The sequence below is a fragment of the Streptomyces sp. HUAS MG91 genome (assembly GCF_040529335.1).
GTDB lineage: Bacteria > Actinomycetota > Actinomycetes > Streptomycetales > Streptomycetaceae > Streptomyces > Streptomyces tabacisoli.
This window is the reverse complement of record NZ_CP159534.1, coordinates 2,490,713-2,516,294: the sequence shown is the minus strand read 5'-3', so window position 1 is coordinate 2,516,294 and position 25,582 is coordinate 2,490,713. Positions and strand designations below refer to the sequence as shown.

At 71.8% G+C, this 25,582-nt stretch carries 26 protein-coding genes; 12 read left to right on the top strand and 14 right to left on the bottom strand.

What is annotated here, in order from left to right:
- Window positions 1–139: 139 nt before the first annotated feature.
- Window positions 140–1,126, top strand: coding sequence for a small ribosomal subunit Rsm22 family protein (locus ABII15_RS11650; protein WP_353942228.1), 987 nt, complete (start codon window positions 140–142; stop codon window positions 1,124–1,126).
- 156 nt (window positions 1,127–1,282) lie between these two features.
- On the opposite strand, the gene ddaH is transcribed toward ABII15_RS11650, so the two are convergent.
- Both ddaH and ABII15_RS11640 read right to left on the bottom strand, forming a co-directional pair.
- A complete protein-coding gene (gene ddaH / locus ABII15_RS11645; protein WP_353947026.1) occupies window positions 1,283–2,068 on the bottom strand; it encodes a dimethylargininase in 786 nt (261 codons plus the stop codon).
- Between the two features lie 153 nt (window positions 2,069–2,221).
- Window positions 2,222–2,404 carry a DUF6243 family protein gene (locus ABII15_RS11640; RefSeq protein ID WP_353942227.1) on the bottom strand — a complete coding sequence of 61 codons (183 nt, stop codon included), beginning with the start codon at window positions 2,402–2,404 and terminating at the stop codon, window positions 2,222–2,224.
- A gap of 144 nt (window positions 2,405–2,548) precedes the next feature.
- Here ABII15_RS11640 and ABII15_RS11635 point away from each other — a divergent pair, with 144 nt between their 5' ends.
- The gene (locus tag ABII15_RS11635; RefSeq protein ID WP_353942226.1) at window positions 2,549–3,202 is read left to right on the top strand and encodes a TetR/AcrR family transcriptional regulator; all 654 of its coding nucleotides are present in this window, start codon (window positions 2,549–2,551) and stop codon (window positions 3,200–3,202) included.
- Here the strand turns inward: ABII15_RS11635 and ABII15_RS11630 are convergent.
- Entirely contained in the window at window positions 3,181–4,047 is an 867-nt protein-coding gene (locus tag ABII15_RS11630) for a glycerophosphodiester phosphodiesterase (protein ID WP_353942225.1), read from the bottom strand. The genes ABII15_RS11635 and ABII15_RS11630 overlap by 22 nt on opposite strands.
- A gap of 205 nt (window positions 4,048–4,252) precedes the next feature.
- Here ABII15_RS11630 and ABII15_RS11625 point away from each other — a divergent pair, with 205 nt between their 5' ends.
- A complete protein-coding gene (locus ABII15_RS11625) occupies window positions 4,253–4,969 on the top strand; it encodes a bifunctional DNA primase/polymerase (protein ID WP_353942224.1) in 717 nt (238 codons plus the stop codon).
- 82 nt (window positions 4,970–5,051) lie between these two features.
- Here the strand turns inward: ABII15_RS11625 and ABII15_RS11620 are convergent, their stop codons facing one another.
- The 4 genes from ABII15_RS11620 to efeO are packed head-to-tail and all read right to left on the bottom strand — an operon-like array spanning window position 5,052 to window position 9,376.
- Window positions 5,052–6,047, bottom strand: a complete 996-nt coding sequence (locus ABII15_RS11620) for a hypothetical protein (RefSeq protein WP_353942223.1) — start codon at window positions 6,045–6,047, stop codon at window positions 5,052–5,054.
- Window positions 6,048–6,096: 49 nt separating this feature from the next.
- Window positions 6,097–6,942 (bottom strand): iron uptake transporter permease EfeU, encoded by an 846-nt coding sequence (efeU, locus tag ABII15_RS11615; RefSeq protein WP_353942222.1) that lies wholly within the window; start codon window positions 6,940–6,942, stop codon window positions 6,097–6,099.
- A 3-nt stretch (window positions 6,943–6,945) separates the two neighbouring features.
- Window positions 6,946–8,211 (bottom strand): iron uptake transporter deferrochelatase/peroxidase subunit, encoded by a 1,266-nt coding sequence (gene efeB, locus ABII15_RS11610; RefSeq protein ID WP_353942221.1) that lies wholly within the window; start codon window positions 8,209–8,211, stop codon window positions 6,946–6,948.
- A 22-nt stretch (window positions 8,212–8,233) separates the two neighbouring features.
- On the bottom strand, window positions 8,234–9,376 hold the full coding sequence (gene efeO, locus ABII15_RS11605; protein WP_353942220.1) for an iron uptake system protein EfeO: 1,143 nt from the start codon (window positions 9,374–9,376) through the stop codon (window positions 8,234–8,236).
- 225 nt (window positions 9,377–9,601) lie between these two features.
- Between efeO and ABII15_RS11600 the strand changes: the two genes are divergently transcribed.
- Window positions 9,602–10,264 (top strand): PhzF family phenazine biosynthesis protein, encoded by a 663-nt coding sequence (locus tag ABII15_RS11600; protein WP_353942219.1) that lies wholly within the window; start codon window positions 9,602–9,604, stop codon window positions 10,262–10,264.
- Window positions 10,265–10,334: 70 nt separating this feature from the next.
- Here the strand turns inward: ABII15_RS11600 and ABII15_RS11595 are convergent, their stop codons facing one another.
- Entirely contained in the window at window positions 10,335–10,985 is a 651-nt protein-coding gene (locus ABII15_RS11595) for a biliverdin-producing heme oxygenase (protein ID WP_353942218.1), read from the bottom strand.
- Between the two features lie 169 nt (window positions 10,986–11,154).
- Window positions 11,155–12,021 (bottom strand): type I methionyl aminopeptidase, encoded by an 867-nt coding sequence (gene map / locus ABII15_RS11590; RefSeq protein ID WP_353942217.1) that lies wholly within the window; start codon window positions 12,019–12,021, stop codon window positions 11,155–11,157.
- A gap of 67 nt (window positions 12,022–12,088) precedes the next feature.
- Between map and ABII15_RS11585 the strand changes: the two genes are divergently transcribed.
- Window positions 12,089–12,298 (top strand): hypothetical protein, encoded by a 210-nt coding sequence (locus tag ABII15_RS11585; RefSeq protein ID WP_353942216.1) that lies wholly within the window; start codon window positions 12,089–12,091, stop codon window positions 12,296–12,298.
- A gap of 102 nt (window positions 12,299–12,400) precedes the next feature.
- On the opposite strand, the gene ABII15_RS11580 is transcribed toward ABII15_RS11585, so the two are convergent.
- Complete coding sequence (locus tag ABII15_RS11580; protein ID WP_353942215.1) at window positions 12,401–13,012, bottom strand: hypothetical protein; 612 nt, start codon at window positions 13,010–13,012, stop codon at window positions 12,401–12,403.
- A gap of 99 nt (window positions 13,013–13,111) precedes the next feature.
- Between ABII15_RS11580 and npdG the strand changes: the two genes are divergently transcribed.
- Together npdG and ABII15_RS11570 are read left to right on the top strand one after the other, a co-directional pair.
- The gene (gene npdG / locus ABII15_RS11575; RefSeq protein ID WP_353942214.1) at window positions 13,112–13,837 is read left to right on the top strand and encodes an NADPH-dependent F420 reductase; all 726 of its coding nucleotides are present in this window, start codon (window positions 13,112–13,114) and stop codon (window positions 13,835–13,837) included.
- Between the two features lie 105 nt (window positions 13,838–13,942).
- Complete coding sequence (locus ABII15_RS11570; protein ID WP_353942213.1) at window positions 13,943–14,131, top strand: hypothetical protein; 189 nt, start codon at window positions 13,943–13,945, stop codon at window positions 14,129–14,131.
- On the opposite strand, the gene ABII15_RS11565 is transcribed toward ABII15_RS11570, so the two are convergent.
- Entirely contained in the window at window positions 14,121–14,921 is an 801-nt protein-coding gene (locus ABII15_RS11565; protein WP_353942212.1) for a site-2 protease family protein, read from the bottom strand. The two genes, ABII15_RS11570 and ABII15_RS11565, sit on opposite strands and share 11 nt — an antisense overlap.
- Window positions 14,922–15,026: 105 nt before the next feature.
- Here ABII15_RS11565 and ABII15_RS11560 point away from each other — a divergent pair, with 105 nt between their 5' ends.
- Window positions 15,027–15,230: a hypothetical protein gene (locus ABII15_RS11560; RefSeq protein ID WP_353942211.1), complete on the top strand. Its 204-nt coding sequence runs from the start codon at window positions 15,027–15,029 to the stop codon at window positions 15,228–15,230.
- Window positions 15,231–15,234: 4 nt separating this feature from the next.
- Window positions 15,235–18,621, top strand: coding sequence for a BTAD domain-containing putative transcriptional regulator (locus ABII15_RS11555; protein WP_353942210.1), 3,387 nt, complete (start codon window positions 15,235–15,237; stop codon window positions 18,619–18,621).
- A 17-nt stretch (window positions 18,622–18,638) separates the two neighbouring features.
- Here the strand turns inward: ABII15_RS11555 and ABII15_RS11550 are convergent, their stop codons facing one another.
- The 3 genes from ABII15_RS11550 to panB form a co-directional block, all read right to left on the bottom strand.
- Window positions 18,639–19,472, bottom strand: a complete 834-nt coding sequence (locus ABII15_RS11550; protein WP_353942209.1) for an ABC transporter permease — start codon at window positions 19,470–19,472, stop codon at window positions 18,639–18,641.
- Window positions 19,469–20,500, bottom strand: coding sequence for an ATP-binding cassette domain-containing protein (locus ABII15_RS11545; protein ID WP_353942208.1), 1,032 nt, complete (start codon window positions 20,498–20,500; stop codon window positions 19,469–19,471). Before ABII15_RS11545 ends, ABII15_RS11550 begins: the two co-directional genes overlap by 4 nt.
- Window positions 20,501–20,720: 220 nt before the next feature.
- The gene (panB, locus tag ABII15_RS11540) at window positions 20,721–21,626 is read right to left on the bottom strand and encodes a 3-methyl-2-oxobutanoate hydroxymethyltransferase (protein WP_353942207.1); all 906 of its coding nucleotides are present in this window, start codon (window positions 21,624–21,626) and stop codon (window positions 20,721–20,723) included.
- 195 nt (window positions 21,627–21,821) lie between these two features.
- On the opposite strand from panB, the gene ABII15_RS11535 reads away from it, so the two are divergent.
- The 3 genes from ABII15_RS11535 to ABII15_RS11525 all read left to right on the top strand — a co-directional run bounded on the left by ABII15_RS11535 (window position 21,822) and on the right by ABII15_RS11525 (window position 25,461).
- Complete coding sequence (locus ABII15_RS11535) at window positions 21,822–23,417, top strand: MFS transporter (protein ID WP_353942206.1); 1,596 nt, start codon at window positions 21,822–21,824, stop codon at window positions 23,415–23,417.
- A gap of 145 nt (window positions 23,418–23,562) precedes the next feature.
- Window positions 23,563–24,234, top strand: coding sequence for a TetR/AcrR family transcriptional regulator (locus tag ABII15_RS11530; protein WP_353947025.1), 672 nt, complete (start codon window positions 23,563–23,565; stop codon window positions 24,232–24,234).
- A 207-nt stretch (window positions 24,235–24,441) separates the two neighbouring features.
- The gene (locus ABII15_RS11525) at window positions 24,442–25,461 is read left to right on the top strand and encodes an endonuclease/exonuclease/phosphatase family protein (protein ID WP_353942205.1); all 1,020 of its coding nucleotides are present in this window, start codon (window positions 24,442–24,444) and stop codon (window positions 25,459–25,461) included.
- Window positions 25,462–25,582: the final 121 nt, after the last annotated feature.

Sequence of the window (25,582 nt, the reverse complement as noted above, 5' to 3'; positions counted from 1 at the left end):
GTGCGGCATCTCATCGGGGAGGCTGCGCGGAGCGCATGCCTCAGGGGCGCGGGGAACTGCGCGAGAAGCGGCCACCGGCCCGCACACGACGATCAGCCCGACGAGACCCGCACCCGGCATCGCCCCGTAAAATCGCCGGGTGAACGCCCCCACCGACGACACCCTCCGCACCGCCCTGGCCACCCTCCTGGAAGGCCTCCCGCCGAGCCAGGCGACCCGCGCCGTGGACCGGCTCATCGCGAACTACCGGGGCGCCACCCCCACCGACGCCCCGATCCTGCGCGACCGCGCCGACGTCGTGGCCTACGCGGCGTACCGGATGCCGGCCACCTTCGAGGCGGTCCGCGCGGCGTTCGACGCCCTCGCCGACGCGGCCCCGGACTGGACCCCCGCCGGCCACCTCGACATCGGCGGCGGGACCGGCGCCGCCGTGTGGGCCGCGCAGGACGTCTGGTCCGGGGCGCGCCCGACCACCGTGCTCGACTGGTCCGAGCCCGCCCTCGCGCTGGGCCGCGAACTGGCCTCCAGCGAGCCCCGGTTGGCGTCCTCGGTGACCTGGGAGCGGGCCCGTATCGGCGCCTCGTCCGCCCCGGCCGACGCGGCCCTGGTCACCGTCTCGTACGTCCTCAAGGAACTGACCGACGCCGACCGCGCCGCCGTGGTCGACACCGCCGCGCGCACCGCCACCGACGCCGTCGTCATCATCGAACCCGGCACGCCCGACGGCTACGCCCGTGTCATCGAGGCCCGGGACCGGCTGATCGCGGCCGGTTTCCACATCGCGGCGCCCTGCCCGCACAGCGCGGCCTGCCCGATCGTCCCCGGCACGGACTGGTGCCACTTCTCGGCGCGGGTCAGCCGTTCCTCCCTGCACCGGCAGGTCAAGGGCGGGTCGCTGGCGTACGAGGACGAGAAGTTCGCGTACGTCGCCGCGACCCGTTTCGCCCCGGAGCCGGCTCCGGCCCGCATCGTCCGCAAGCCCCAGATCCGCAAGGGGCAGGTGCTGCTCGATCTCTGCGAGGTGGGGGGTTCGCTGGGCCGGGCCACGGTCACCAAGAAGCACGGGGCCCTTTACCGGGAGGCGCGGGGTGCGGGGTGGGGGGATGCGTGGGGTGCGGGGGACTAGTGGGGCGCGTGGTCGGCTGACGGCCGGTGGCCGCTTCTCGCGGAGTTCCCCGCGCCCCCAAGGCATGCGCTGCGCGCAGCCTTTCCCTGAGCGAGCGGAGCTCGCTTCAGGGGCGCGGGGAACTGCGCGACCAGCCCCCACGCACCCGCACCCGACCTACAGCCCCCGAAGCTCAAGCGTGCAGCACTTCACGCTCCCGCCCCCCTTCAACAACTCCCCGAGATCCATCCCGACCGGAACGAACCCGCGCTGTCGAAGCGGCCCGAACAACCCCACGGCAGCCTGCGGCAGCAACACGTGCAGCCCGTCCGACACCGCGTTCAGGCCGAAGGCCACGGCATCGGCCTCGTCCACGACCAGCGCCCCGGGAAACATCCGCCGCAGCACGGCCCGGCTCCCGGCCGAGAACGCGCCGGGGTAGTACATGACCTCGTCCGCGGCGTCGTCCAGCACGGCCAGCGCCGTGTCGAGGTGATAGAAGCGCGGGTCGACGAGGTCGAGCCCGATCACCGGCCGCCCGAACACCTCCTGCGCCTCCCCGTGCGACAGCGGCGACGCCCGGAACCCGCGCCCCGCGAGCAGATACGACGCGGTGACGGCGAAGTCCCCCTCGCCCTCGTTGACGTGCACCGGCTCGTGCACCTGCGCGTACCCCCGGCCCCGGAACCACTCCAGGTGGGCGACGGCCTCCAGCTCCCGCTCGGGGTGGGCGAACCGCGCCCCGAGCACCCGCCCGTCGACGACCGTCGCCCCGTTCGCGGCGAACACCATGTCGGGCAGGCCCGGCCGCGGGTCGAGGAGGTCGACGGTGTGGCCGAGCGCGCGGTACCGGTCGCGCAGCTCCTCCCACTGCGCGACGGCGAGCGGGACGTCGACGGGTTTCGCCGGGTCCATCCACGGGTTGATCGAGTACGTGACCTGGAAGTGGGCCGGTGGGCACATCAGATAGCGCCGGGGTGTGGCGCGCCGGCCGGCGATACGCGGATTACGCAATGAGGGCTCCTCACGACCGCAGGGCTGTTGACGCCCATGGTGCGGCCGGAGGAGCCCTCCGGGCTGTGAACCGAACGGGTGGTTCACGGCGGTGCGGCAGGGTCATGACGCGTCGGGCCCGCCGCGCCTCTCCTGGAGCCTGCGCAGCAGCTCCCGTTTCTGCGCCACCGGGTCGACACCCCCGCCGACCTGCCCGCTCCGGCCGCCGCCGCGCAGCGCCTTGCGGGAGAGGTTGCTCCGGGTGCCGCCGACGCCCAGCATGCCGCCTGATCCGCCTCGGGCCATGGTGTTCTCCTTCGTCCGTGGATCTCATCGCGACGAGACGTTTCGTCTCGCTCCCTGACGTGCTCCACAGTGGACGAGACGGACCGTCTTGTCAAGGGTTTACGAGACGGAACGTCTCGGTTCGCTCGCTGCTACATTCGAACCATGGCCACACAGACGCCCTCGGACAAGAAGACGCCCCCCGACAAGAAGGCGGCCCCCGACTCCACGCGCCGCAGCGAACGCTCCCGCCACGCCATCTACGACGCGGCCCTCTCGCTCGTCGGCGAGATCGGCTACCCCCGCACCACCATCGAGGGCATCGCCGCCCGGGCCGGCGTCGGCAAGCAGACGATCTACCGCTGGTGGGGATCGAAGGCCGAGGTCCTCCTGGAGGCCTTCCTCGACCTCGGCGAGCAGGCGGCCCGCGACGCCGGCGGGACCGACGTGTACGCCCTCCCGGACACCGGCGACCTCGCCGCCGACCTGAAGCACGTACTGCGGCTCACCGTCGACCAGCTCACGGACCCCCGCTTCGAGGCCCCGTCCCGCGCCCTGGCCGCCGAGGGCGTGGTCAACGAACAGGTCGGCCGCAAGTTCACCGAGCAGCTCCTCATGCCGAACCTCCGGCTGTACGTGGACCGGGTGCGCGCCGCGCAGGAGGCGGGCCAGGTGCGCCAGGAGATCGACCCGCGCATCGCCCTCGAACTCTGGGTCTCGCCGCTCGCCCAGCGCTGGCTGCAGTTCACCGGCCCGATCTCGTACGAGTACACCGACACGCTCGTCGACTACGCCCTCTACGGCATCGCGCCCCGCTGAGGCGTACGCGCCAGCAGCCCCGGCGCGTCGGAGATCACCCCGTCGCAGCCGAGCCGCAGCACGCGGTCGCGCTCCCGCGGGGTGTTCACGGTGTGCGCCCAGACCCGCGGCACCCCCGACCTGACCGCCCGCACCAGATCCGCGTCCCGCGCCCGGTAGTCCATGTCGAGCACGTCGACGTAACCGGCCCAGTGCGCGGGCCGGTCCGTCCGCATCTGCCGCGCCGAACGCCACAACTGGGCGATCAGGCCCAGCTGATGGGCGCGGCGCGCGACGGCCGGCCGGTTGGAGTTGACCAGCACCGAGCGGGTCAGGCCGCGCGCCCGGATCAGCCCCGCGAGCCGGGCGAGGCTGTCGGGATCCTTGGCCTCCAGCATCAGCACGGAGCGGCCGCCGAACCGGTCGAGCACCTCCGCGACCGTCGGCGGCCGCTCCGCACGCCAGTGCCCCGGCAGCGCCGCCCGGGGCCGCAGCCGCACCCCCTGCCAGTCCCGCCGGTCCAGGCCGCGCACCGGCCCCGCCGAGGCGGTCGTGCGGTCCAGGGTTCCGTCGTGCATCACCACGAGCGTGCCGTCGCGCAGCATCCGCGTATCGAAGTCGAGCACCTGCGCGGTACCGCGCTCGTACGCGGCGGCCAGCCCCGCCATGCTGTTCTCCGGCACCTCCAGGGCGCCGCCGCGATGAGCCGTGTACGTCACGCGCGGCAGGGCGTCGACGGTGAGCGGGCCGCGGCCCCACCCCAGGGGCCCGACGAACGCCAGACCGCTGACGGACAGCAGACCGGCGGCCCCGGCGAGCGGCACCGCCCTGCGGAGCGGGGCGGCCAGGGCGCTCAGGGCGGTCATGCGCATCACGGTAAAGCCACAAATGCCGCGAATCCCGTCAATGGCGGTGATGACACCTCATGACGGTGTCTCGGTACCCCCGGATGTGGACTGTGGCCACCCGAGGAGCAGGATGGTGGGAGCATGAGGGTCCGGGATTCCCCCGTACCCGCCGGTGGCGCAGGCCGCCGTGGCGGCCGGCACGAGGGCGACGACGAGGAGATTGATGGGCACGGAGCGGAGCGGACGGTACGGACTGGGCCGGATCTCCCAGTGGCTGAAGAACGCTCGGGGCACCCGGGACACCGAGGCCGACACCGACCGCGAGCCGCTGCTGCTTGCGGCCGCCGAAGCCGGGCTTCCACTGGCCCCGGCCGCGTACCCGGCGGACTACCGATGTTCGTGCAACCGCATAGGCTGCCCGACACCCGGCAGGCACCCGGTCTCCTTCGCCTGGCAGACCCAGTCCACGACGGACCGCGCGCAGATCGAGCGCTGGGCCCGGCATCAGCCGCAGGCCAACTTCATCACCGCGACCGGCATGGTCCACGACGTCCTGGACGTCCCGACCGAGGCCGGCCGGGAAGCCCTCGAAAGGCTGCTCTCCTCCGGCGTCGACGTCGGCCCGGTCGCCCTGAGCGGCGACGACCGCATGCTCTTCTTCACGGCGACCCGGGGCACCCCGGACGACGAGGACGAGTGGTGGCCCTGCGAGCTGGACTGCCACCCCGAGACGATGGACGAACACCCCGGCCTGCGCTGGCACTGCCGCGGCAGTTACGTCCTGGTCCCGCCGGCCCGCCTGCCCGGCGACCGCTCGGTGCGCTGGCTCCGCGGCCCGGAGCACCCGCTCCCGGACCCCCTGACCCTCCTGGAACCCCTGACGGACGCCTGCGCCCGCCACGCGGGAGCGGAACCCGACTTCACCACAGCCTGGCCCTGAAGGGCCCCGTGAGGGGCGCGGGGAACTGCGCGAGCAACCCCCCACGCATCCGCACCCGACACACGACGGGCCGACCCCCGGGTCAGGACCCCTCGGCCGACGTGATCCCTTCGAGCCGGGAGATCACATCGACCCCGGACCCGGCGGAGCCCCGCGCCGGCACCAGCGCCGCCTGATTCGACACGTACCCGTACAGCGCCGACTGCTTCGCGTCCCCCGTCATCAACGTCTTCACATCGACGTTGATCGCCGGCAGATCGCTGCCGAGCGACGCGGTCTGCTTCACGTACCGCCGCGTGGTGAAGAAGACCAGCGCCCCGCCGTCGGCGGTGCGCAGCGCGACGGGCGCGTAGTCGCCGGAGGTGAGCGGCTCGTCGATGTACTGCGTGGCGAGACCGGGCCGCGAGAGGTTCTTCTTGCGGTCGGTCCGCCACTGCGTGGTGTACGGCCCCTCGGCGAACCCGTCGCCGCCGCCCGACTTCGGGTCCAGATAGTCGGCGTACTTCTTGCTGAGCGCCGACGGCTTCGTGGCGAGAGCGGCGGAGTCGTTGCCGACCGCCTCGCCGTAACCGTCCGCGTCCGTCTTGAACTTCGGCACCTTGCCGTCGCGGAACAGCATCAGATACGACACCGCCCACGGCTCGCCCACGTCGTCACGGGTGAAGACCATGACCCAGCGGAAGCCCTGGAACCGGTTGTTGTCGGCGTCGGCGACGAACCAGCGCGGCCAGCCCGCCTTCTTGGGGATGGTGTAGTTCACGTCGGTGAGCTTCAGCGGCTGGGGGTTCTCGTTGCCCTCCGGATGGAGCTTGCGCGCGACCTTCAGCTTGGCCGTGTCGATCGCCCCGAGCGGCCCGGTGACGTACGCGGCGTCGTCGGCCCTGTCGTACGTCCGCTCGGCCTTGGTGTACGCGGAGACGAACGCGTCCAGAGCGCGCGCGGCCTGGGCGTTCGTCGTCGTGGGGACGATCTCCAGCTCTCCGTGCACGGTCATGCAGCCGCTCGCCGTGAGGGAGAGTACGACCGCGGCCGCCGCCGTCGCGGCGGGCCTGCCGAGCCTGTTCACGACCTTGCTCATGACGTTGACTTCACCCTTCGCTCCCCCTGCCCCTTCACGGGGCCGAACCCTACCGGGAAGAGGACGCCTCCACTGCCCCGGCCCTCTCGGAACGCCGGATCGTGAAGCCGAGGAAGAACGCCATCGTCGGGATCAAGTACAGGCACCAGACGACGACTTGCAGGACCGTGGGGTCGGGCTGGAAGTTGAAGACGCCCTTGAGCAGGGTGCCCAGCCAGCCGTCGGGCGCGATCGTCGAGCTGATGTCGAACGCCAGGTTGTTCAGCCCGCCGATGAAGTCGGCCTCCTGGAGGTCGTGGACGCCGTACGCGAGGACCCCCGCGGCCACGACGACGAGCATGCCGCCGGTCCACGTGAAGAACTTCGCCAGGTTGATGCGCAGCGCGCCCCGGTAGAACAGCCAGCCCAGCACCACCGCGGTGGCGAGGCCGAGCAGCGCGCCGACCACCGGTTCCGTGGTGCCGTCGCTGGTGGCGTGCACCGCCGTCCACACGAAGAGCGAGGTCTCCAGGCCCTCCCGGCCCACCGCGAGGAACGCGGTGACGACCAGCGCCGCCGTGCCCATGCTCAGCGCCGAGTCCAGCTTGCCCTGCAACTCGGTCTTCAGGTGCCGTGCGGTGCGCCGCATCCAGAACACCATCCACGTCACCAGGCCCACGGCGACGATCGACAGCGAACCGCCGAGCGCCTCCTGCGCCTTGAACGTCATCTCCTGCGAGCCGAACTCAAGCCCCGCGCCGAACGCCAGCGCCAGGAACACGGCGACCCCGATGCCCAGCCACACCGGCTTCAGCGCGTCCCTGCGGTCCGTCTTCACCAGGTAGGCGACGAGGATGCAGACGATGAGGCTGGCCTCCAGGCCCTCGCGCAGCCCGATCAGATAGTTCGCGAACATCCCTCACACATCCTTCGCTGCGAAGAGGCCGCGGCCCCACCAGTCGTTCGCGTCCCGCACACCGGGCGGCACCGCGAACACCGCGGACCCCACATGCTGGATGTACTCGTTCAGCGCGTCGTGCGCCGAGAGCGCCCGCTGCACGGGGATGAACCCCTTGCGCACGTCCTTCTGGTACGCGAGGAAGAACAGCCCCGCGTCGAGCCGGCCGAGCCCGTCCGTGCCGTCGGTGAACGAGTAGCCGCGGCGCAGGATCGTCGCCCCGTGATTGGAGTCCGGGTGCGCGAGGCGCACGTGGGCGGTCGGCTTCATCGCCTTCAGGAACGGCTCGTCGCGCTCCTTGGCCTTCCCCACCGGCGCGCCCTCGCCCTTGTCCCGGCCGAAGACGTCCTCCTGCTCCTGGAGCGAGGTGCGGTCCCACGTCTCGATGTTCATGCGGATGCGGCGGGCCACGAGGTACGAGCCGCCCTTCATCCACCCGGCGTCGCTCACCCACACGTGCCGGTCGAGGGCGGCGGTGTCGGTGCCCGCGACGTTACGGGTGCCGTCCTTGAAGCCCATGAGGTTACGAGGGGTCTGCGCGTCCGGCGTCGTCGAGGACGTCTTGCCGAAGCCCAGCTGCGACCAGCGGATGGCGACCTTGCCGAAGCCGATCCGGGCCAGGTTGCGGATCGCGTGCACCGCGACCTGCGGGTCGTCGGCGCAGGCCTGCACGCACAGGTCGCCGCCGCTGCGGGTCCTCTCCAGGTTGTCGCCGGGGAACTTCGGCAGCTCGACCAGGGCCGCGGGCCGCCGGTCCGCGATCCCGAACTTCTTCCCGTACTTCTCGAAGAGGGAGGGCCCGAAGCCGATGGTCAGGGTGAGCCGGGACGGCTTGAGGCCGAGTGCCTCGCCGGTGTCGTCCGGGGGCGCCTCGGCGAGCCCGCCGTACGCGCCGTCGCCGACCGGCCGCCCCTCGGCCATCAGCGCGGCGGCCTTCGTCCAGTCCTTCAGCAGCTGGACGAACTCGTCGCGGTCGTCCGTCTTCACGTCGAACGCGGCGAAGTGCAGCCGGTCCTGGACGGCCGTGGCGATGCCCGCCTGGTGCGCGCCGTGGAAGGGCACGGCGCCGCCCGACTCGGCGGCGGGCGCCATGTCGGAGCCGTCGCCGGACCGGGTCAGCGCGACGGCGCCGCCCGCCGCGGCGGCCCCGAGCGCGAGCCCGGCACCGCCGACGGCGAGCAGCGAACGGCGTGACGGCGTGGGGGAGTCGGGGGTGTTCTCCGTCATGACGGTCTCCTGGGGCGCCGGACTACTTGACGACGGCGGCGGCGAGCTTCGACAGCGGCTCCGCGAGCGCGTTGACGCCGTCGGAGAGCTCCTTGCGGTCCGCCTTGCCGACCTTGTCGTAGGAGGTGAAGTCGTACGAGGAGGGGTCCTCGCGGTACTTGTCGAGGAGGGTGTCCAGCGCCGCGAACTGCTTGTCGAGCTCCTTGGTGAGCGCGGCGTCGTTCTCCGAGGCGACCGGCTTCAGCAGGGCGTACGCCTTCTCCGCGCCCTCGACGTTGGCCTTGAAGTCGACCAGGTCGGTGTGCGAGTAGCGCTCCTCCTCGCCGGTGACCTTGCCGGTGGCGACCTCGTCGAGGAGTTCCTTGGCGCCGTTGGCCATGGAGGTGGGGGTGATCTCGGCCTTGCCGACGCGCTGCTGCCAGTCGGTGAGGTCCTTGTCGAGCTGCGTGGCGATCGACTTCTCGGCCGCGCCGATCTTCTTGTCCTGCCACAGCGCCTTCTCCAGGCGGTGCCAGCCGGTCCACTTCTGGCCCTCTTCGAGACCGTCGGCGCGGGTGTCGGTCAGCGGGTCGATGTCGCCGAACGACTCGGCGACCGGCTCGGTGCGCTCCCAGCCGATGCGCGAGGGGGCGTAGGCCTTCTTCGCGGCGTCGAGGTCGCCCGCGCGCACGGCGTCCGTGAAGACCTTCACCTTCGGCAGCGTCTGGTCGGCCTGCTCCTGCGCGTACTGGCGGTAGCCGGCGACGGCCTTGTCCAGGCGCGGGTCGCGCTTGGCCGCCTTGCCGCCGGTGGCCTTCACGTCCTGGCGGTGGCCCTTGCCCTTCATGCCGGGGATGCAGGCGATGCGGTAGTCGCCGCTCTTCACCTCGGCGGTCAGCGTGTGCTTGGTGCCGGGGCCGATGTTCTCGCGCTCGGAGACGATGCGGTCGTCGGGGAAGAGGATCTCCACCTCGGTGACCCGCGACCCCTTGTTCTCCACGGCCAGCTCGACGTGCCCGGCCGGGAACTCGGTCTTCGACACCTTGCAGCTGTCGTCGGTCGCGGTCACCCGGATCGCACCCGAACCGCCGCTCTTGGCGTCGCTCTTCTCGGTGCAGCCCGTGATGACGGTCAGGGCCGCCGCCGTGGCGACGGCGGTGGTGACGGAGAAACGGACGGCTCGCATGCGGGCTCCAAGGGGGCGTACAGAAAGTGCACAGCGCGACTAAGGCGGCCCTAACTTATATGAGGCTTGCCTAAGTGCTACCCCCTTCCGCCGTGATTCACCTCTCATGCAAACCCGCTGGTCGCGGCGCGGATACAAGCGACCCATGGGCGACCCAGGGAAAGGTCAAGGGGCGGTCAAATGGGGAGGGTTGGGTGGTCGGACGCTTCGTGATTCACTGCCGCCATGAACGAGTACGACGTCCTGGCCGTCTTCTGCGGTCCCGACGGACGGCACGGCAACGAGCTCGGAGTCGTGCGCGACGGCTCCCGGATCCCGGACCCGGACGAGCGCCGGATGCTCGCGGCCAAGCTGGGGTTCAGCGAGACGGTCTTCGTCGACGACCCCGAGCGCGGCGTCATCGACATCTATGCCCCCTCGACCCGCCTGCCGTTCGCCGGCCACCCGTGCGTCGGCGCCGCCTGGCTGCTCGACGTGCCCGAACTGATCGTCCCGGCCGGTGTCGTCGGCGCCCGCCTGGACGGCGAGTTCAGCTGGATCGAGGCCCACGCCGACTGGGCCCCGCCGCGCACGCTGCGCCAGTACGCGTCCGCCGCGGAGGTGGACGCGCTGCCGGTGCCGCCCGAGGGCGAGTGGATCTACGCCTGGGCCTGGGAGGACGAGGCGGCGGGCCGGATCCGGGCCCGCGGCTTCCCCGGCCGCGGCGACGGCATCACGGAGGACGAGGCGACGGGCGCGGCGGCCCTCCTGCTCACGGCCCACCTGGACCGCGCCCTCAACATCCACCAGGGCAAGGGCTCCCAGCTCCTGACGGCACCCCAGCCGGCCGGCTACGTGGAGGTGGGCGGCCGGGTCCGCCTCCTCTCCTCAAGCCCCTCCGGCAACTGACTCTCAAGCCCCTCCGGCGATTGAGGAGCGGGGTCCGGGGCGGAGCCCCGCAGCCCCGCCGCACAACACATCAGGCCGCGCTGGAGAACTCCTCGCCCAGCGCAGCGAACACCGCGGTGTTCAAAGAGAACGCCCGCTTGCACTCGGCGACAACCCGCTGCCGCTCCAGCTCGTCCACGGCGATGGCGTCCAGCAACTTGCGGTACTGCCGCTTGAACGCCGCCGGATTCCCGACGCCCTCAAAGACGTAGAACCGCACCCCGTCGCCCTTGCGCGCGAACCCCCAGGTCCGCTCCGCCTTGTCGCGGATGATCTGCCCGCCGGACAGGTCGCCCAGGTACCGGGTGTAGTGGTGTGCCACATATCCGGCCGGCCACTCCCGTACGCACTCCTCGATCCGGGCCGCGTACGCCTCGGTCGCCGGCAGCGCCGTGACCCGCTCGCGCCAGTCGGGCCCGCGCAGATGCGCGAGGTCGCGCTCCAGCTCGGGCACGCGTGCCAGCTCGGCCCGGAGGAAGGGGCCCGCGACCGGATCGTCCGCGAGCCGCTCTATGCCGTCCTCAAGTGCCTTGTAGACGAACCACAGTTGCTCCGTGTACCGCGTGTAGGCGTCCACGCCGAGCGTCCCGCCGAGCAGGTCGCCCATGAAAGTCGACGTCTCGGCCTCGGTGTGCTGCTCGTGCGAGGCGGTACGGATCAGGGTGGAGAACGGGGTGTCCATGAGGCCTCCGCCGAAGGGTGCTAGTTAGGTTAGGCTTGCCTAAGATAGCACTCTTTCCCAGTTTCCCGACTGTCTGTCGGGAAAAAAGTACCCGCTTTCCCGAACGGCCGAACGACAACGCGAAAGCCCGCCCCGGGAACGGGACGGGCTGGTACGGAGCGGCTCTGGGCTACGGCAGGGTGAGGATCTCCGTGCCGGTCTCCGTGACGACGAGCGTGTGCTCGAACTGGGCGGTCCGCTTGCGGTCCTTGGTGACGACGGTCCACCCGTCGTCCCACATGTCGTACTCGTGCGTGCCGAGCGTCAGCATCGGCTCGATCGTGAACGTCATGCCGGGCTGGATCACCGTCGTGGCGTGCGGGCTGTCGTAGTGCGGGATGATCAGGCCGCTGTGGAACGACGAGTTGATCCCGTGCCCGGTGAAGTCGCGCACGACCCCGTAGCCGAAGCGCTTGGCGTACGACTCGATGACACGGCCGATGATGTTGATCTGGCGGCCGGGCTTCACGGCCTTGATCGCGCGGTTCAGCGACTCCCGGGTCCGCTCGACGAGCAGCCGGGACTCCTCGTCCACGTCGCCGACCAGGTACGTGGCGTTGTTGTCGCCGTGCACACCGCCGATGTACGCCGTCACGTCCAGGTTGATGATGTCGCCGTCGCGCAGCACCGTGGAGTCGGGGATGCCGTGGCAGATGACCTCGTTGACGCTGGTGCACAGCGACTTGGGGAAGCCGCGGTAGCCGAGCGTGGACGGGTAGGCGCCGTGGTCGCACATGTAGGCGTGCGCGATGCGGTCCAGCTCGTCCGTCGTGACGCCGGGCGCGATCGCCCTGGCGGCCTCCTCCATCGCCCGCGCCGCGATCCGCCCGGCGACGCGCATCGCCTCGACGGTCTCCGGCGTCTGCACCTCCGGACCCTTGTACGGGGTCGGCGCGGGCTTGCCGACGTACTCGGGGCGCCGGATGTTCCCGGGCACATGACGGGTGGGGGAGAGTTCCCCGGGTACGAGCAGCGACGACTGCGACTGGCCAGACATGCCAGCGAGTGTAACGAGCGGGACTGGGGGAGCATGGCCCTGAGCGTCCCGAGGAGAGGAGTCGGACATGGCCCTGTTCAAGAAGCGGACCGTGGGAAAGCCGGGCGAGTGGTACTACTGCCTGGAGCACCAGAAGGTCGAGGAGGGCCCCGAGTGCCCCGCCAAGGACCGGTTCGGACCGTACGCGTCCCGCGCCGAGGCCGAGCACGCGATGCAGACCGCGCAGGAGCGCAACCTCGAATGGGAGAGCGACCCGAAGTGGCATGACAAGGGGTAGCCGCCGTTGGGGCGCATGTTCCCCGGGAGGCTGCGCGCGGCGCATGCCTCAGGGGCGCGGGGAACTGCGCGACCAGCCCCCACCGGAGCCGCACCCGACCGCCTACCACCGCGAGGGCGGCGGCGCCGTCAGATGATCCGCCAGCCTCGACAACCGGTCACGGAACGACCGCCGCCCCCGAGGCACCGGCACCGCGTTCTCCCCGGCGGCCGCGCTCACCAGATGCTGCACGGTGTCGAAATCGAGCTCGGCCCCGCCGGGCACGGCCAGCGCGTCGTGCGCCAGCGCCCGCAGGTCCGTATTGGCCGAGGTCAGCCCGTCCAGCGCCAGCACCGTCGCCCCGGCCCGCCGCGCGTCGTGCACCCGCTCCAGCAGCGGAGCGCCCACCGCGTCGGGCGTCACCACCAGCAGCGTCTCCCCGCGCCGCGCCGCCGCGAGCCGCCCGAGCCCGACGGCGAGATGAGCCGGATCCCCGGGGCGCGCGGCATGCCGCACGAGGGTCGGCGACAGCTCCGGCGTGCCCGACCAGGCGGCCTCGTCGACCAGATGCGCGGCCAGGTGCCAGGGCTCGTACTCCTCGGTGCCCACCAGCAGCAGCCCGCCCCCGTGCGCGCCCACCGAGGACCGCAGGGACCCGGCGAAACGGCGGGTGGCGGCCGGCCACTCGGTGCCCGCGAGGACCTCGCGCAGCAGCGCTACTCGTACGGCGTCCATGGGGCCGCATGCTGCCTCAAGAACCCCGCCCCGATGTGAGGTTCGCGGCAAGACCGCCCGTACGGGTCGCCGCCCGGTACCTCTGAGTAAGGTCGCTCCATGACTACCAGTGATGACAGCGCACAGACCGCCCCGAAGGCCCCGGCCAAGGACCCCTGGGACCTGCCCGACGTGTCCGGCCTCGTCGTCGGCGTGCTCGGCGGCACCGGACCGCAGGGCAAGGGCCTCGCCTACCGGTTCGCGCGGGCCGGCCAGAAGGTGATCCTCGGCTCCCGCGCCGCCGAGCGCGCGCAGGCAGCCGCCGAGGAACTCAACGAGCACGGTCTCGGGATCGAGGGCGCCGACAACGCCGAGTGCGCGCGGCGCAGCGACATCGTGATCGTCGCCGTGCCGTGGGACGGGCACGGCGCCACCCTCGAAGCGCTCCGGGACGACCTCGCCGGCAAGCTCGTCGTCGACTGCGTCAACCCGCTCGGCTTCGACAAGAAGGGCGCGTACGCCCTGAAGCCGGAGGAGGGCAGCGCCGCCGAGCAGGCCGCGGCCCTGCTCCCGGACTCCCGGGTCACCGCCGCCTTCCACCACCTGTCGGCGGTGCTGCTCGCCGACCCGGAGACCGACGAGATCGACACCGACGTGATGGTGCTCGGCGAGAGCCGCGCCGACACCGACCTCGTGCAGGCGCTCGCCGGGCGCATCCCGGGCATGCGCGGGGTCTTCGCGGGCCGGCTGCGCAACGCCCACCAGGTGGAGTCCCTGGTCGCCAACCTGATCTCCACCAACCGCCGCTACAAGGCGCACGCGGGCCTGCGCGTCACGGACGTATAACCACCCGATAACCCCCACAAGGGCCGGTACGGGTCGCCTTCGGGCGCGGGCGGGGCATGGGGGACACTGGTCGGCGAACACCAGCCGTGTATTGGAGCCGACCCCATGCCCCGCATCGCACTCTTCGCTCTCGTCGTCTGCCTGCTCGCCGTCGTGGCCGCCGTGGTGTCCTTCGTCGAGGGCAGTTTCCTCGGGATCGTGTGGGTGCTCATCGCGGGCATCACGTCGAACATGACCTGGTTCTACGCCCGCAAGGCCAAGGCCGAGAAGGCCCAGAACGCCCCTACTGCGTGAACACCGGGATCTCCGGGGTGCCCTGCCAGAAGCGGTAGAAGCGCTGGCCCCAGTAGGTGTCCCAGTCGTGCACCCCGAGCGCGCGCAGCAGGGCGTCCACCACGTCGAAGAACACCTGGTTCACCGACGGGATCCACAGCAGCGCGAACACGGCGATCAGGCCGAACTGCGCGAACGGCTCCACCTGCCGCTTCACCTTGTACGACAGCCAGGGCTCGATGACGCCGTAGCCGTCCAGGCCCGGCACCGGCAGGAAGTTCAGGATCGCCGCCGTCACCTGGAGCAGCGCCAGGAAGGCCAGCGCGTAGCGGAAGGTGTCCGGCACGCCGTCCAGCAGGTCCAGCCAGAACGGGGCCGTGCAGACGATCGCGAACAGCACGTTCGTCAGCGGGCCCGCCGCCGAGATCAGGCTGTGCTTCCAGCGGCCCTGGATGCGGCCCCGCTCGATGAAGACCGCGCCGCCGGGCAGACCGATACCGCCCATGATCACGAAGAGGACCGGCAGCACGATGCTGAGCAGCGCGTGCGTGTACTTGAGCGGGTTCAGGGTCAGATAGCCCTTCGCGCCGATCGAGATGTCGCCGCTGTGCAGGGCGGTGCGGGCATGCGCGTACTCGTGCAGACAGAGCGAGACGATCCACGCCCCCGTCACGAACAGGAAGACCGCGAAGCCGGGCTGGGAGGCGAAATCCGTCCACACCGCCCAGCCGGCCACGGCCGTGATCGCGGCGATGCCGAGGAAGACGGGGCTGATCCTGCTGTCGCCGCGTCGGGATGTGGCGGTGCTCATGAGGGCGGGACTCCCGGGTCGGATGGCGGGGGGCGTGGACGAACGTACCCGCCCCGCGGGGAAACGTGTCGCGCGGGCGTGGGAGTTCCGGAGAGGCTTGGACCCGTGACGTCATGGACCGGGTGGTGCGGGAGCCGGCTCGACGCGCTGCCGCACGGCTCGCCGGGGGAGCGGTGGCCGCGGGCGGCGGACACCTGCCCGAAGTGGTTCGCGGGGCACGACCCGGCCCGCGGGGACGACGGCGCACCGGTCGTTCTCGACGCTCTCGGCGGACCCGGCGGCCGCTCCGTGCGCGGGCGGGGACAATAGTCCGGTGCGCTACCGCCTCCTCGGCACCACCCAGGCACTCCGCGACGACGGCACGGCCGTTCCCGTCGGCGGGGCGCGGCTGCGTGCCCTGCTCACCGTGCTCGCCCTGCGGCCGGGCCGGACCGTGCCGGTGGCGGCGCTCGTCGACGAGGTGTGGGGCGCCGAGCCGCCCGCCGACGCGCAGGGCGCGCTCCAGGCACTGGTGGGACGGCTGCGCCGGGTGCTCGGCGCCCGCGCCGTCGCCTCCGACGAGGGCGGCTACCGGCTCGCGGCGGTGGCCGACGACATCGACCTGTTCCGCTTCGAGCGGCTGACCGCCGACGGCGCCCGCGGCCTCGCCGACGGCGACCCGGGCAAGGCCGTCGAACTGCTCGACCAGGCGCTCGCGCTGTGGCACGGGCCCGTCCTCGCCGACCTCCCGGACCGGATCGGCGAGGCGGCCCGCTGGGACACCCGCCACCTGGACGCCCGCCGCACCCGGCTCGCCGCCCGGCTCGCCCTGGGCCGCGCCGAGGAGGCACTGCCCGAGCTGACCGCGCTGTGCGACGCGCACCCGCTCGACGAGGCCCTTCAGGTGCTGCGGCTGCGCGCGCTGCGCGACGCGGGCCGCGCGGCCGAGGCGCTCGTCGCGTACGACGGCATACGCCGCACCCTCGCCGACCGTCTGGGCGCGGACCCCGGCCCCGAGCTGAGAGCCCTGCACTCCGACCTGTTGGACTCGACGACGTCCGTCGCCCTGGGCGATCTGCCGCCAGGGGCGGCAGGGCGGGCAAGGCGGCGCCCCGGCGCGGGGCAGGCGTCTCCAGCAGGCCCCGACCGCAGCACGGCGTCCGCCGCGGCCCCGGCGCAGCCCCGCCCCCCGGGCAACCTCCGCGCCCGCCTCACCTCCTTCGTGGGCCGCACGACCGACATCGACGTCATCCGCGAGGACCTCACCCGCACCCGCCTGCTGACCCTGCTCGGCCCCGGCGGCGCCGGAAAGACCCGCCTCTCCCAGGAAGCGGCGGAAGGCCTCGCCGGGACCACCGCCCCGGACGGCGTCTGGCTCGCCGAGCTGGCCCCGGTGAGCGACCCCGACTCCGTCCCCGAGGCGCTCGTCAGCGCGCTCGGCGCCCGCGAGACCGTGCTGCGCGGCGCCGGCGCCGAGGAGCTGCGCGTCGCGGGCGAACGCCAGGGCGACGACCCCCTGGTCCGCCTCGTCGAGCACTGCGCCGACCGCCGCATGATCCTCGTACTCGACAACTGCGAGCACGTCATCGAGGCCGCCGCCGCCCTCACCGAGCACCTGCTCGCCCGCTGCCCCGGCCTGACCGTGCTCGCCACCAGCCGCGAACCCCTCGGCGTGCCCGGCGAGGTCCTGTACCCCGTCGAACCGCTGCCGCAGCCGTACGCGCTGCGCCTGTTCGGCGAGCGCGGCGCCACCGTCCGCCCGGGATTCCGCGTCGACGAGTCCGAGGAGACCCTGGCGGCCGTCACCGAGATCTGCCGCCGCCTCGACGGCCTCCCGCTCGCCATCGAACTCGCGGCGGCCCGGCTGCGGATGCTGACCCCGCGCCAGATCGCCGACCGCCTCGACGACCGCTTCCGGCTGCTCACCTCCGGCGCCCGCACCGCCCTGCCCCGCCAGCAGACCCTGCGCGCCGTCGTCGACTGGTCCTGGGACCTGCTCGACGCCACCGAACGCGCCGTGCTCGCCCGGCTCTCCGTGTTCAGCGGCGGCTGCGACCTCACCGCCGCCGAGACCGTCTGCGGACCCGAGGCGCTGGACACCCTGTCCTCCCTCGTCGACAAGTCCCTCGTGGTCGCCGCCCCCGACGACAGCGGCGAGATGCGCTACCGCCTCCTTGAGACCGTCGCCGAGTACGCGGGCGACCGGCTCGACGAGGCCGGCGACCGCACCGCCGCCGAGCGCGCCCACCTCACGTACTTCCGCGAACTCGCCCGCACCACCGACCCGTTGCTGCGCGGCGCGGGCCAGCGCGCGGCCATCGCCCGGATCGAGCGCGACTACGACAACCTGCGCACCGCCCTGCGCCGGGCCGCCGCCGCCCGCGACGAGCAGGAGATGCTCAGCCTGACGCTGTCCCTGCTCTGGTTCTGGATGATCCGCGACCTGCGCACCGACGCCCGCACCTGGACCCTGGAGGCGGCGGCGCTCGGCCCCGACCCGTTCGGCCCCGACGCCCGCCCCGCACCGCCGGTCCACCAGCGCTGCACCGACGTGCCGCCGCCGCTCACCGGCGACCTCCTCGACCAGGCGCGCCGCGAGGTGCACCTGACCCGGCTCGGCTACATGGACATGGAGCTGGGGGTGTGGCAGGGCGAGCTGGGCAAGGCCCGGCTGCGCACGATCGTCGACACCCTCGGCCCCGACCTGCCGCAGACCTGCCGTCCCCCGGGACACCTCTGGTACTTCGCCGTCCTGATGTCGGGCCAGGGCGAGCGGATGGAGGAGCTGAGCGAGCGCACCACGCGCACCTGCCGCGCCCTCGGCTACGACTGGGAGCTCGCGCACATGCTGCACCTGCGCGCCAACCTGCTGGCCAACCGCGTCGAGACCGCCGAGGCGGGGCTCGCCGACGCCGGCGAGTCCCTGGAGCTGTTCACCCGGCTCGGCGACGCGTGGGGAAGGGCGGAGGCGCTGTCGGTGCGCGGCGAGGCGTACGAGCGGCTGGGCCGGTTCGACGCGGCCGCGGCCGACTTCGTCCGGGCCCAGGAGGTCGCCGAGGAGATGGGCGCGCACGCCCAGGTCGCGATCCTGTCGGTACGGCTCGGCAACGTGCTCATCGAGCAGGGGCAGGGGGAGCGCGGCGAGCAGATGCTGCGCGACACCCTCGACCCGGCCCGCAAGTACCACAACGAGGCCTGGCCGGCGGCCCGGATGTTCCTGCTCACCCGGCTCGCCTCGACGGGCCGTACCGCGGAGGCGCGCGAACTCCTGGGGCAGCTGCGGCAGGAGTTCAAGGTCTCCGAGGTGCTGTTCTTCCGGGCCGTGCTCCTCGGCCTGGAGGGCATGCTCGACGCGCTGGAGGGCTCCGCCGATCTCGCGCTGGCGAAGGCCGGGGAGGCGCTCGACGTCGCCGACGATCCGCTGGCGACGATGCTCGAACCGCATCTGGCGGCGCTCCATCTGCTCACCGCGGCGAACGCGCTGACCCTGCGCGGCGGCCCCGGCGACGCGGCGACCGCCGCCCGGCTGATCGGCGCCTCCGACGCCTCGCTGCCGCCCGGACACGTGCGCAACGTCATGGAGCGGGACTGGCGGGGGCGGGCCGAGCGCGCGGCGCGCGAGGCGCTCGGCGACGAGCGGTACGCGCGGGAGAACGCCGAGGGCGGCGGCCTCTCCGTGGAGGAGGCCACCGCCCTGCTGCGACGCGAGCCGACCGGCTGAACCCGGTCCTCGGTGCTTCAGCTCTTGGTGGTGAACTTGCGGATCGCCACCGGCGCCATGACCGCGGTCAGCGCCGCCGTCCAGGCGAGGGTCACCCACAGGTCGTGGGCGACCGGGCCGCCGGTCATCAGGGCGCGGCAGGTGTCGGCCAGCGCCGAGATCGGGTTCCAGCTCGTGAAGGACTGGAGCCAGCCCGGCATCGACTGGGTCGGCGCGAAGATCGACGAGCCGAACTGCAGCGGCATCATCACCAGGAAGCCCATGGCCTGCACGGCCTGCGCGCTCTTCATGGTCACGCCGAGCACCAGGAAGATCCACATCAGGGACGAGCCGAACAGCGCGGTCAGGCCGATCGCGCCGAACAGACCGGCCCAGTTGGTGATGTCGAAGCCGACCAGCAGCGCGACGATCATCAGGACCGTCGTGGCGCACAGCAGGCGCAGCATCTCCACGACGACCTTGGCGATCAGCACCGAGCCGCGGCCGATGGGCAGGGACCGGAAGCGGTCCATGATGCCCTTCTGGAAGTCCTCGTTGAAGCCGGTGCCGACGCCCTGCGCGATGTTCATCGACATCATGGCGACCATGCCCGGGATCACGTACTGGACGTAGGCGTCCTGGCCGCCGCCCATCGCGGAGCCGATGGAGCCGCCGAAGACGTACACGAACAGCAGGGTGAAGACGACCGGCATCAGGATGGCGTCGAACATCGACTCCGGGTCCTGCTTGATCCACAGCAGATTGCGGCGGATCAGGGCGCCGGTGTGGCGCAGATGGCCGCGCAGGCCGATCTTGGGGTCGGCGTCGACCTTGATGGTGGGCGCCGTGCGGGTCAGGGTGGCGGTACTCATACGGCGACCTCCGCGAGTTCGGGCCGGGCGTCCTGCGGGGCGGAGGCCTTCTGGCCGGTGATGGAGAGGAACACCTCGTCCAGGCTGGGCAGTTCGGTGGCGATCGAGCCGATGGTGATGCCGCGCGCGGTGACCGCGCCGACGACGGCCGTCAGCTGCTCGTCGCTGAGGATCGGCACCAGGACGGTGCCGGACTCGGCGTCCACCGCGGTGGTGGCGATGCCGGTGATGCCCAGGTCGTCCAGGGCGTTCGCGAGCGGGCGCAGCTCCAGCGGGTCGGCCGGGCGGATCCGCAGGGTGCGGCCGCCGACCTTCGCCTTCAGCTCCTCGATGCCGCCCGCGGCGATGACCTGGCCGCGGTCGATGACGGTGAGCTCGGAGGCCAGCTGCTCGGCCTCCTCCATGTACTGCGTGGTCAGCAGGACGGTGACGCCCTCGCGGACCATGCTCTTGACCTCGTCCCACACCTCGTTACGGGTACGGGGGTCGAGGCCGGTCGTCGGCTCGTCCAGGTACAGGACGTGCGGGCGGCCGATCATCGACGCCGCGAGGTCGAGGCGGCGGCGCATGCCGCCGGAGTAGGTCTTCGCGGGGCGGGTGGCGGCGTCCGTCAGTGAGAAGCGCTCCAGCAGGCTGTCGGCCCGGGCCCGCGACTCCTTCTTGGACAGGTCGAGCAGCCGCCCGATCATGTACAGGTTCTCGCGGCCGGAGAGCTTCTCGTCGACCGAGGCGTACTGGCCGGTGAGGCCGATCACGCGGCGCAGCTGCCGGGGCTGCTTCACCGCGTCGTACCCGGCGACCATGGCCGTGCCGGAGTCGGGAGTGATGAGGGTGGACAGGCAGCGTACGAGGGTGGTCTTGCCGGCGCCGTTCGGCCCGAGGACACCCATCACGGTGCCCTCGTGCACGTCCAGGTCCACGCCGTCCAGAGCCTTGGTCTCGCCGTAGTGCTTGACCAGTCCCCGTACGGACACGGCCACCGGGCGGCCCTGGAGGCCACCGTCTGGGGTCTTGTCGTTTCGCGTCATGCCCTCAAGGTGTCACCCCCCACCGACAACCCACCGACATCCGACCGACAGCCACCGATATGTCGCTGACAGATCGGCTATCGGCTGTAGGCGCCCCGGCCTCCGATCGGCGCGCAGGCCGAAGGCCGCGCCGGACACCCGCCACCCAAAACGGCCGCGGCCCGCCGACGGGGGAAGATCGGCGGGCCGCGTTGGTGCCGCTATGGCTCAAGGGTGGGGATCAGTGCACGGAGTGCTCCTCCAGAGGGAACGTTCCGCCAACCACGTCCTCCGCAAACGCCTTCGCCGCGTCGGACATCACGGACCGCAGATTCGCGTACGTCTTCACGAAGCGCGGCATCTTGCCCCCGGTGAGCCCGAGCGCGTCCGTCCAGACCAGAACCTGCGCGTCCGTCTCCGGCCCGGCCCCGATGCCGACCGTGGGGATGTGCAGGATCCGCGTCACCTCGGCCGCCAGCTCCGCCGGAACCAGCTCCAGGACGACCGCGAACGCCCCCGCGTCCTGCACCGCCTTCGCGTCCCGCAGCAACTGCTGCGCCGCCTCCTCGCCCCGGCCCTGCACGCGGTACCCCTGCGTGTTGACCGACTGCGGGGTCAGCCCGATGTGCGCCATGACCGGGATGCCGGCCTCGGTGAGGAGCTTGATCTGGGAGTGCGAGCGCTCGCCGCCCTCCAGCTTGACGGCCCCGACCCCGGCCTCCTTCACCAGCCGCATCGCCGACCGCAGCGCCTGCGTCGGGCTCTCCTGGTACGAGCCGAACGGCAGGTCGCCCACGATCATCGCCCGCGACGTGCCGCGCACGACGGCTGCCGAGAGCATGATCATCTGGTCCAGGGTGACCGGGACGGTCGTGTCGTAGCCCAGGTGACAGTTGCCCGCCGAGTCGCCGACCAGCATCACCGGGATGCCCGACTCGTCGAAGACCGAGGCCGTCATCGCGTCGTACGCGGTCAGCATCGGCCACTTCTCGCCCCGCTCCTTGGCGAGCGAGATGTCCCGCACCGTGATGCGCCGGCTGCTGGTGCCCCCGTACAGCGCCTTCGGGTTGCCGGAAGCCCCGGAACCCGTACCGCTGCTGTCGGTGGACTGCGTCTGGGCAGCCTGGAGTGGCGTGTGTTGCGTCATCGCAACCGCTCCTTCAATTCCGTCGTCTCGAGGCGCCCTGACGGCGTCCCCGGATCACCTCCATGGTGGCACCCGGTGCCGCTCCGGCGCCAGAGGCCACCTCCGCGTAAAGCCCCGGTAAGGGATTCGCCCGGATGTCCCTAATACTTAAAATACGAGACGGGTCCGTATCGAAATGAGTCTAGTGTCGTACACATGACCACTCCTGCCGCTCCCGCGGCCCCCCGGATACCGGAGGCCGTGCATCGCCGTCGCTGGGCGATCCTCGGCGTGCTCATGCTGAGCCTGCTGATCGTCGTCCTCGACAACTCCATCCTGAACGTCGCGATCAAGACGATCTCGACCCCCGCGCCCACGGGCCTCGGCGCCACGCAGAGCGAGCTCGAGTGGGCGATCAACGCGTACACCCTCGTCTTCGCGGGACTGCTGTTCACCGCCGGACTCCTCGGCGACCGCATCGGCCGCAAGAAGGTCCTCATCGGCGGGCTGCTGGTGTTCGGCATCGGCTCCGCGCTCGCCGCCGAGTCCGGCACACCGGCCCAGCTCGTCGCGTTCCGCGCGGTGATGGGCCTCGGCGCCGCCTTCGTCATGCCGGCCACCCTCGCCGTGCTGATGAACGTCTTCGAGCGCGAGGAGCAGCCGAAGGCCATCGGCATCTGGGCCGGCGGCGTCGGCCTCGCCATCGCCATCGGCCCGATCACCGGCGGACTGCTGCTCGACCACTTCTGGTGGGGCTCGGTCTTCCTGGTCAACGTGCCGATCGTGATCCTCGCCGTGATCCTGATGCTCGCGCTCGTGCCCGACTCCAAGGACCCGAAGCCCGGCCGGATCGACCTGGTCGGCGTCGTGCTGTCCGTCGTCGGTCTCGTGCTGCTGGTCTACGGGATCATCAAGGGCGGCGACGAGGGCGACTTCACCGGCCCCAAGGTCATCGCCACGATCGTCGCGGGCCTCGTCGTCCTCGCCGTGTTCGTCCTCTACGAGAAGCGCAGCGACCACCCGTCGATCGACATCGACTACTTCAAGAACAAGGTCTTCTCGGCCGCCATCGCCGCGATCGCGCTGGTCTTCTTCGCGCTGATGGGCGTCACGTTCTTCTCCGTCTTCTACACGCAGAGCGTGCGCGGATACTCGCCGCTGCAGACCGGCGCCCTGATGCTGCCGCTCGCCGTGGCCCAGCTGATCTTCGCGCCGCGGGCCCGGATCGTCGTCGAGAAGATCGGCGTGAAGGCCACGACCACCGGCGGGCTCGTGCTGCTCGCCGGAATGCTCGCCGCGTTCACCGTCCTCGACGCCGGCACTCCGATCTGGCTCCTGGAGGTCATCTTCTTCCTCATGGGCACAGGCATGGCGCACGTGATGACGCCGACCAGCGTCGTCATCATGCAGGCGCTGCCGCGCGAGAAGGCGGGCTCCGCGTCCGCGCTGAGCAACACCTTCCGGCAGGTCGGCGGCGCGCTCGGCATCGCGGTCCTCGGCTCCGTGCTCTCGACCACGTACCGCGCCGGCATCGAGGACAAGCTCGGGCTGCTGCCCGCCGGCGTGCGCGACAGCGCGGGCGCGTCCATCGAGGCCACCCTCGGCGTCGCCGAGAAGCTCGGGCCGCGCGCCCAGGGCCTGGTCGGCGCGGCCAACGACTCGTTCCTGCACGCCATGCACGTCACCGCCCTGTGGGGAGCGGCGATCGCGCTGCTGAGCGCCGTGGTCACCGGGCTCTTCCTGCCGGGCAGGCCGCCCGCCGCGCCCGCCGAGCGGAGCGACGAGGCGGAGAAGGTCGGCACGGGCGGCTGAGCCGGGTGCCCCGGGGCGTGCGGCGCTGAGACAATCGCCCCGGAGCCCGGTCGGAGGACTGGATTCCGGTCGGAGGGCCGTGTTCCGGTCGCCGGCCGGTCCGGTGCCGAGGCGGAAGATGCGCGAGGTGGAAGCCGTGGGAAGCATGGAGGGCGTCGATACGGGGCGCGGCGCGCGACGGGCGGGACGGCATTCGCTGCCCGCCTCGCGGGTCCCGGCCCCGGACGGCGCGGCGCCCGCCCGGGGCCGCCCGCGCAGCGAGGCCGTCGAACTGGCCATCGTCGAGGGCGTCGTGCGGCTCCTGGAGGAAGGGGTGCCGCTCGCCGAGCTGTCCATCGAGCGCATCGCCCGTACCGCGGGCGTCGGCAAGGCCACCATCTACCGGCGCTGGTCCGGCAAGGAGGAACTCTTCGTCGACGTCGTCGCCTCCATCGAGGAGCCCGACCCCGACCTCCCCGGCACCTCGCTCCGCGACGATCTGGTCCGCCTCCTGGAGCACATGCGCAGGCGCGGCCTCAACCTGCGCACGTCGGCCCTGCTGCACAACGTCTTCGCCCAGATGAAGACCCTGCCGAAGCTCTGGGACGCGTACCACTCGGTCGTCGTGGAACCCCGGCGCAACCTCCTCTACGACGTGCTGCGGCGCGGCGTCGCCCAGGGCGAACTCCCCGCGGGGATCGACATCGAGCTCTCCGGGGACCTGTTCACCGGGCCGATGCTGCTGCGCACCATGATGCGATCCGACGCGCCGCTGGCCGACGACCTCTCGGAACGCATCGTCGACACCGTCCTCGCGGGACTCAAGGCGCAGAGCTGAGCCCAGACGAATGTGCGGGTTTCGTCACAGAGAAGTTCATAAACCTCCACGACCGGAACTCCGCACGCCGCCTTGCTCGTCCTCGTGGCAGTACGGACGTCACCGAACCGCCCCCTGAAGGGTGTGAGGTGACGGAAAGCCGCTGAGCATCGCCTAGGGTCGGACGGGCGACAACGGCGGGCACGGCAGCAGTGAGGCGACGAGGGCATGGCGCAGGCGTACGACGGCGGGGACGCCGAGGGATCCGGGCGGCAGGGGCCGGGTGCCCGGCTGCGGCGCCTCGGGGAGCGGCTGCGACGCGATCGCGGGTACTGGCGGCGCGGCATCGTGCTGGCGGTCATCGCGGTGCTGGTCGCGCTGGTCATGCTCTTCCACGCGCAGATTCCGAACACCATCGGCAACCTCGGCTCGCTGACCGAGACCTTCCTGCCGTGGCTGGGCGTCTTCGTCCCGGTGCTGCTGGTCCTCGCCCTCGTACGGAAGTCGGCGACCGCGGTGATCGCGGTGCTGGTCCCGGTGATCGTGTGGTTCAGCGTCTTCGGCGGACTGCTCACCGACAAGCAGAAGAGCGGCGGTGACCTCACGGTCGCCACCCACAACGTGAACGCGGACAACCCCGACCCGACCGCCACGGCCAGGGACGTCGCCGCGTCCGGCGCCCAGGTCGTCGCGCTGGAGGAACTGGCGAGCGACGCGCTGCCGACGTACAAGAAGGCGCTCGCGGCGACGTACCCGTACCACGCGGTCCAGGGCACCGTCGGACTGTGGAGCAAGTACCCGCTCTCCGCCACCGCGCCCGTCGACATCAAGCTGGGCTGGACGCGCGCGCTGCGCACCACGGTCGCGACGCCCGAGGGCAGGGTGGCCGTGTACGTCGCCCACATGCCGTCGGTGCGGGTCAAGCTCGACTCCGGGTTCACCGCCAGCGAGCGCGACAAGAGCGCCGACGCCCTCGGCGAGGCCATCGCCCACGAACCGCTCGGCAAGGTCATCCTGCTCGGCGACCTCAACGGCACGATGAACGACCGTGCCCTGAGCCCCGTCACCGCCCAGATGCGCTCCACGCAGGGCGCGGCGGGCAGCGGATTCGGGTTCAGCTGGCCGGCCGCGTTCCCGATGGCGCGGATCGACCAGATCATGGTCAGGGGCGTCGAGCCGGTGTCGTCGTGGACGCTGCCGAGGACGGCCAGCGACCACCTTCCGATCGCCGCGCGCGTGCGGGTGTGACGCGGGTTTGATGTGACACAGGTCCTTCCCGGTCCGTCTCCCCGCACTTCGGCGTACACACGGCTTTAACCTGCCGGAATACTGGATGCGGCAGGCTTTGTTTCGCCAGTAAACTTATGAG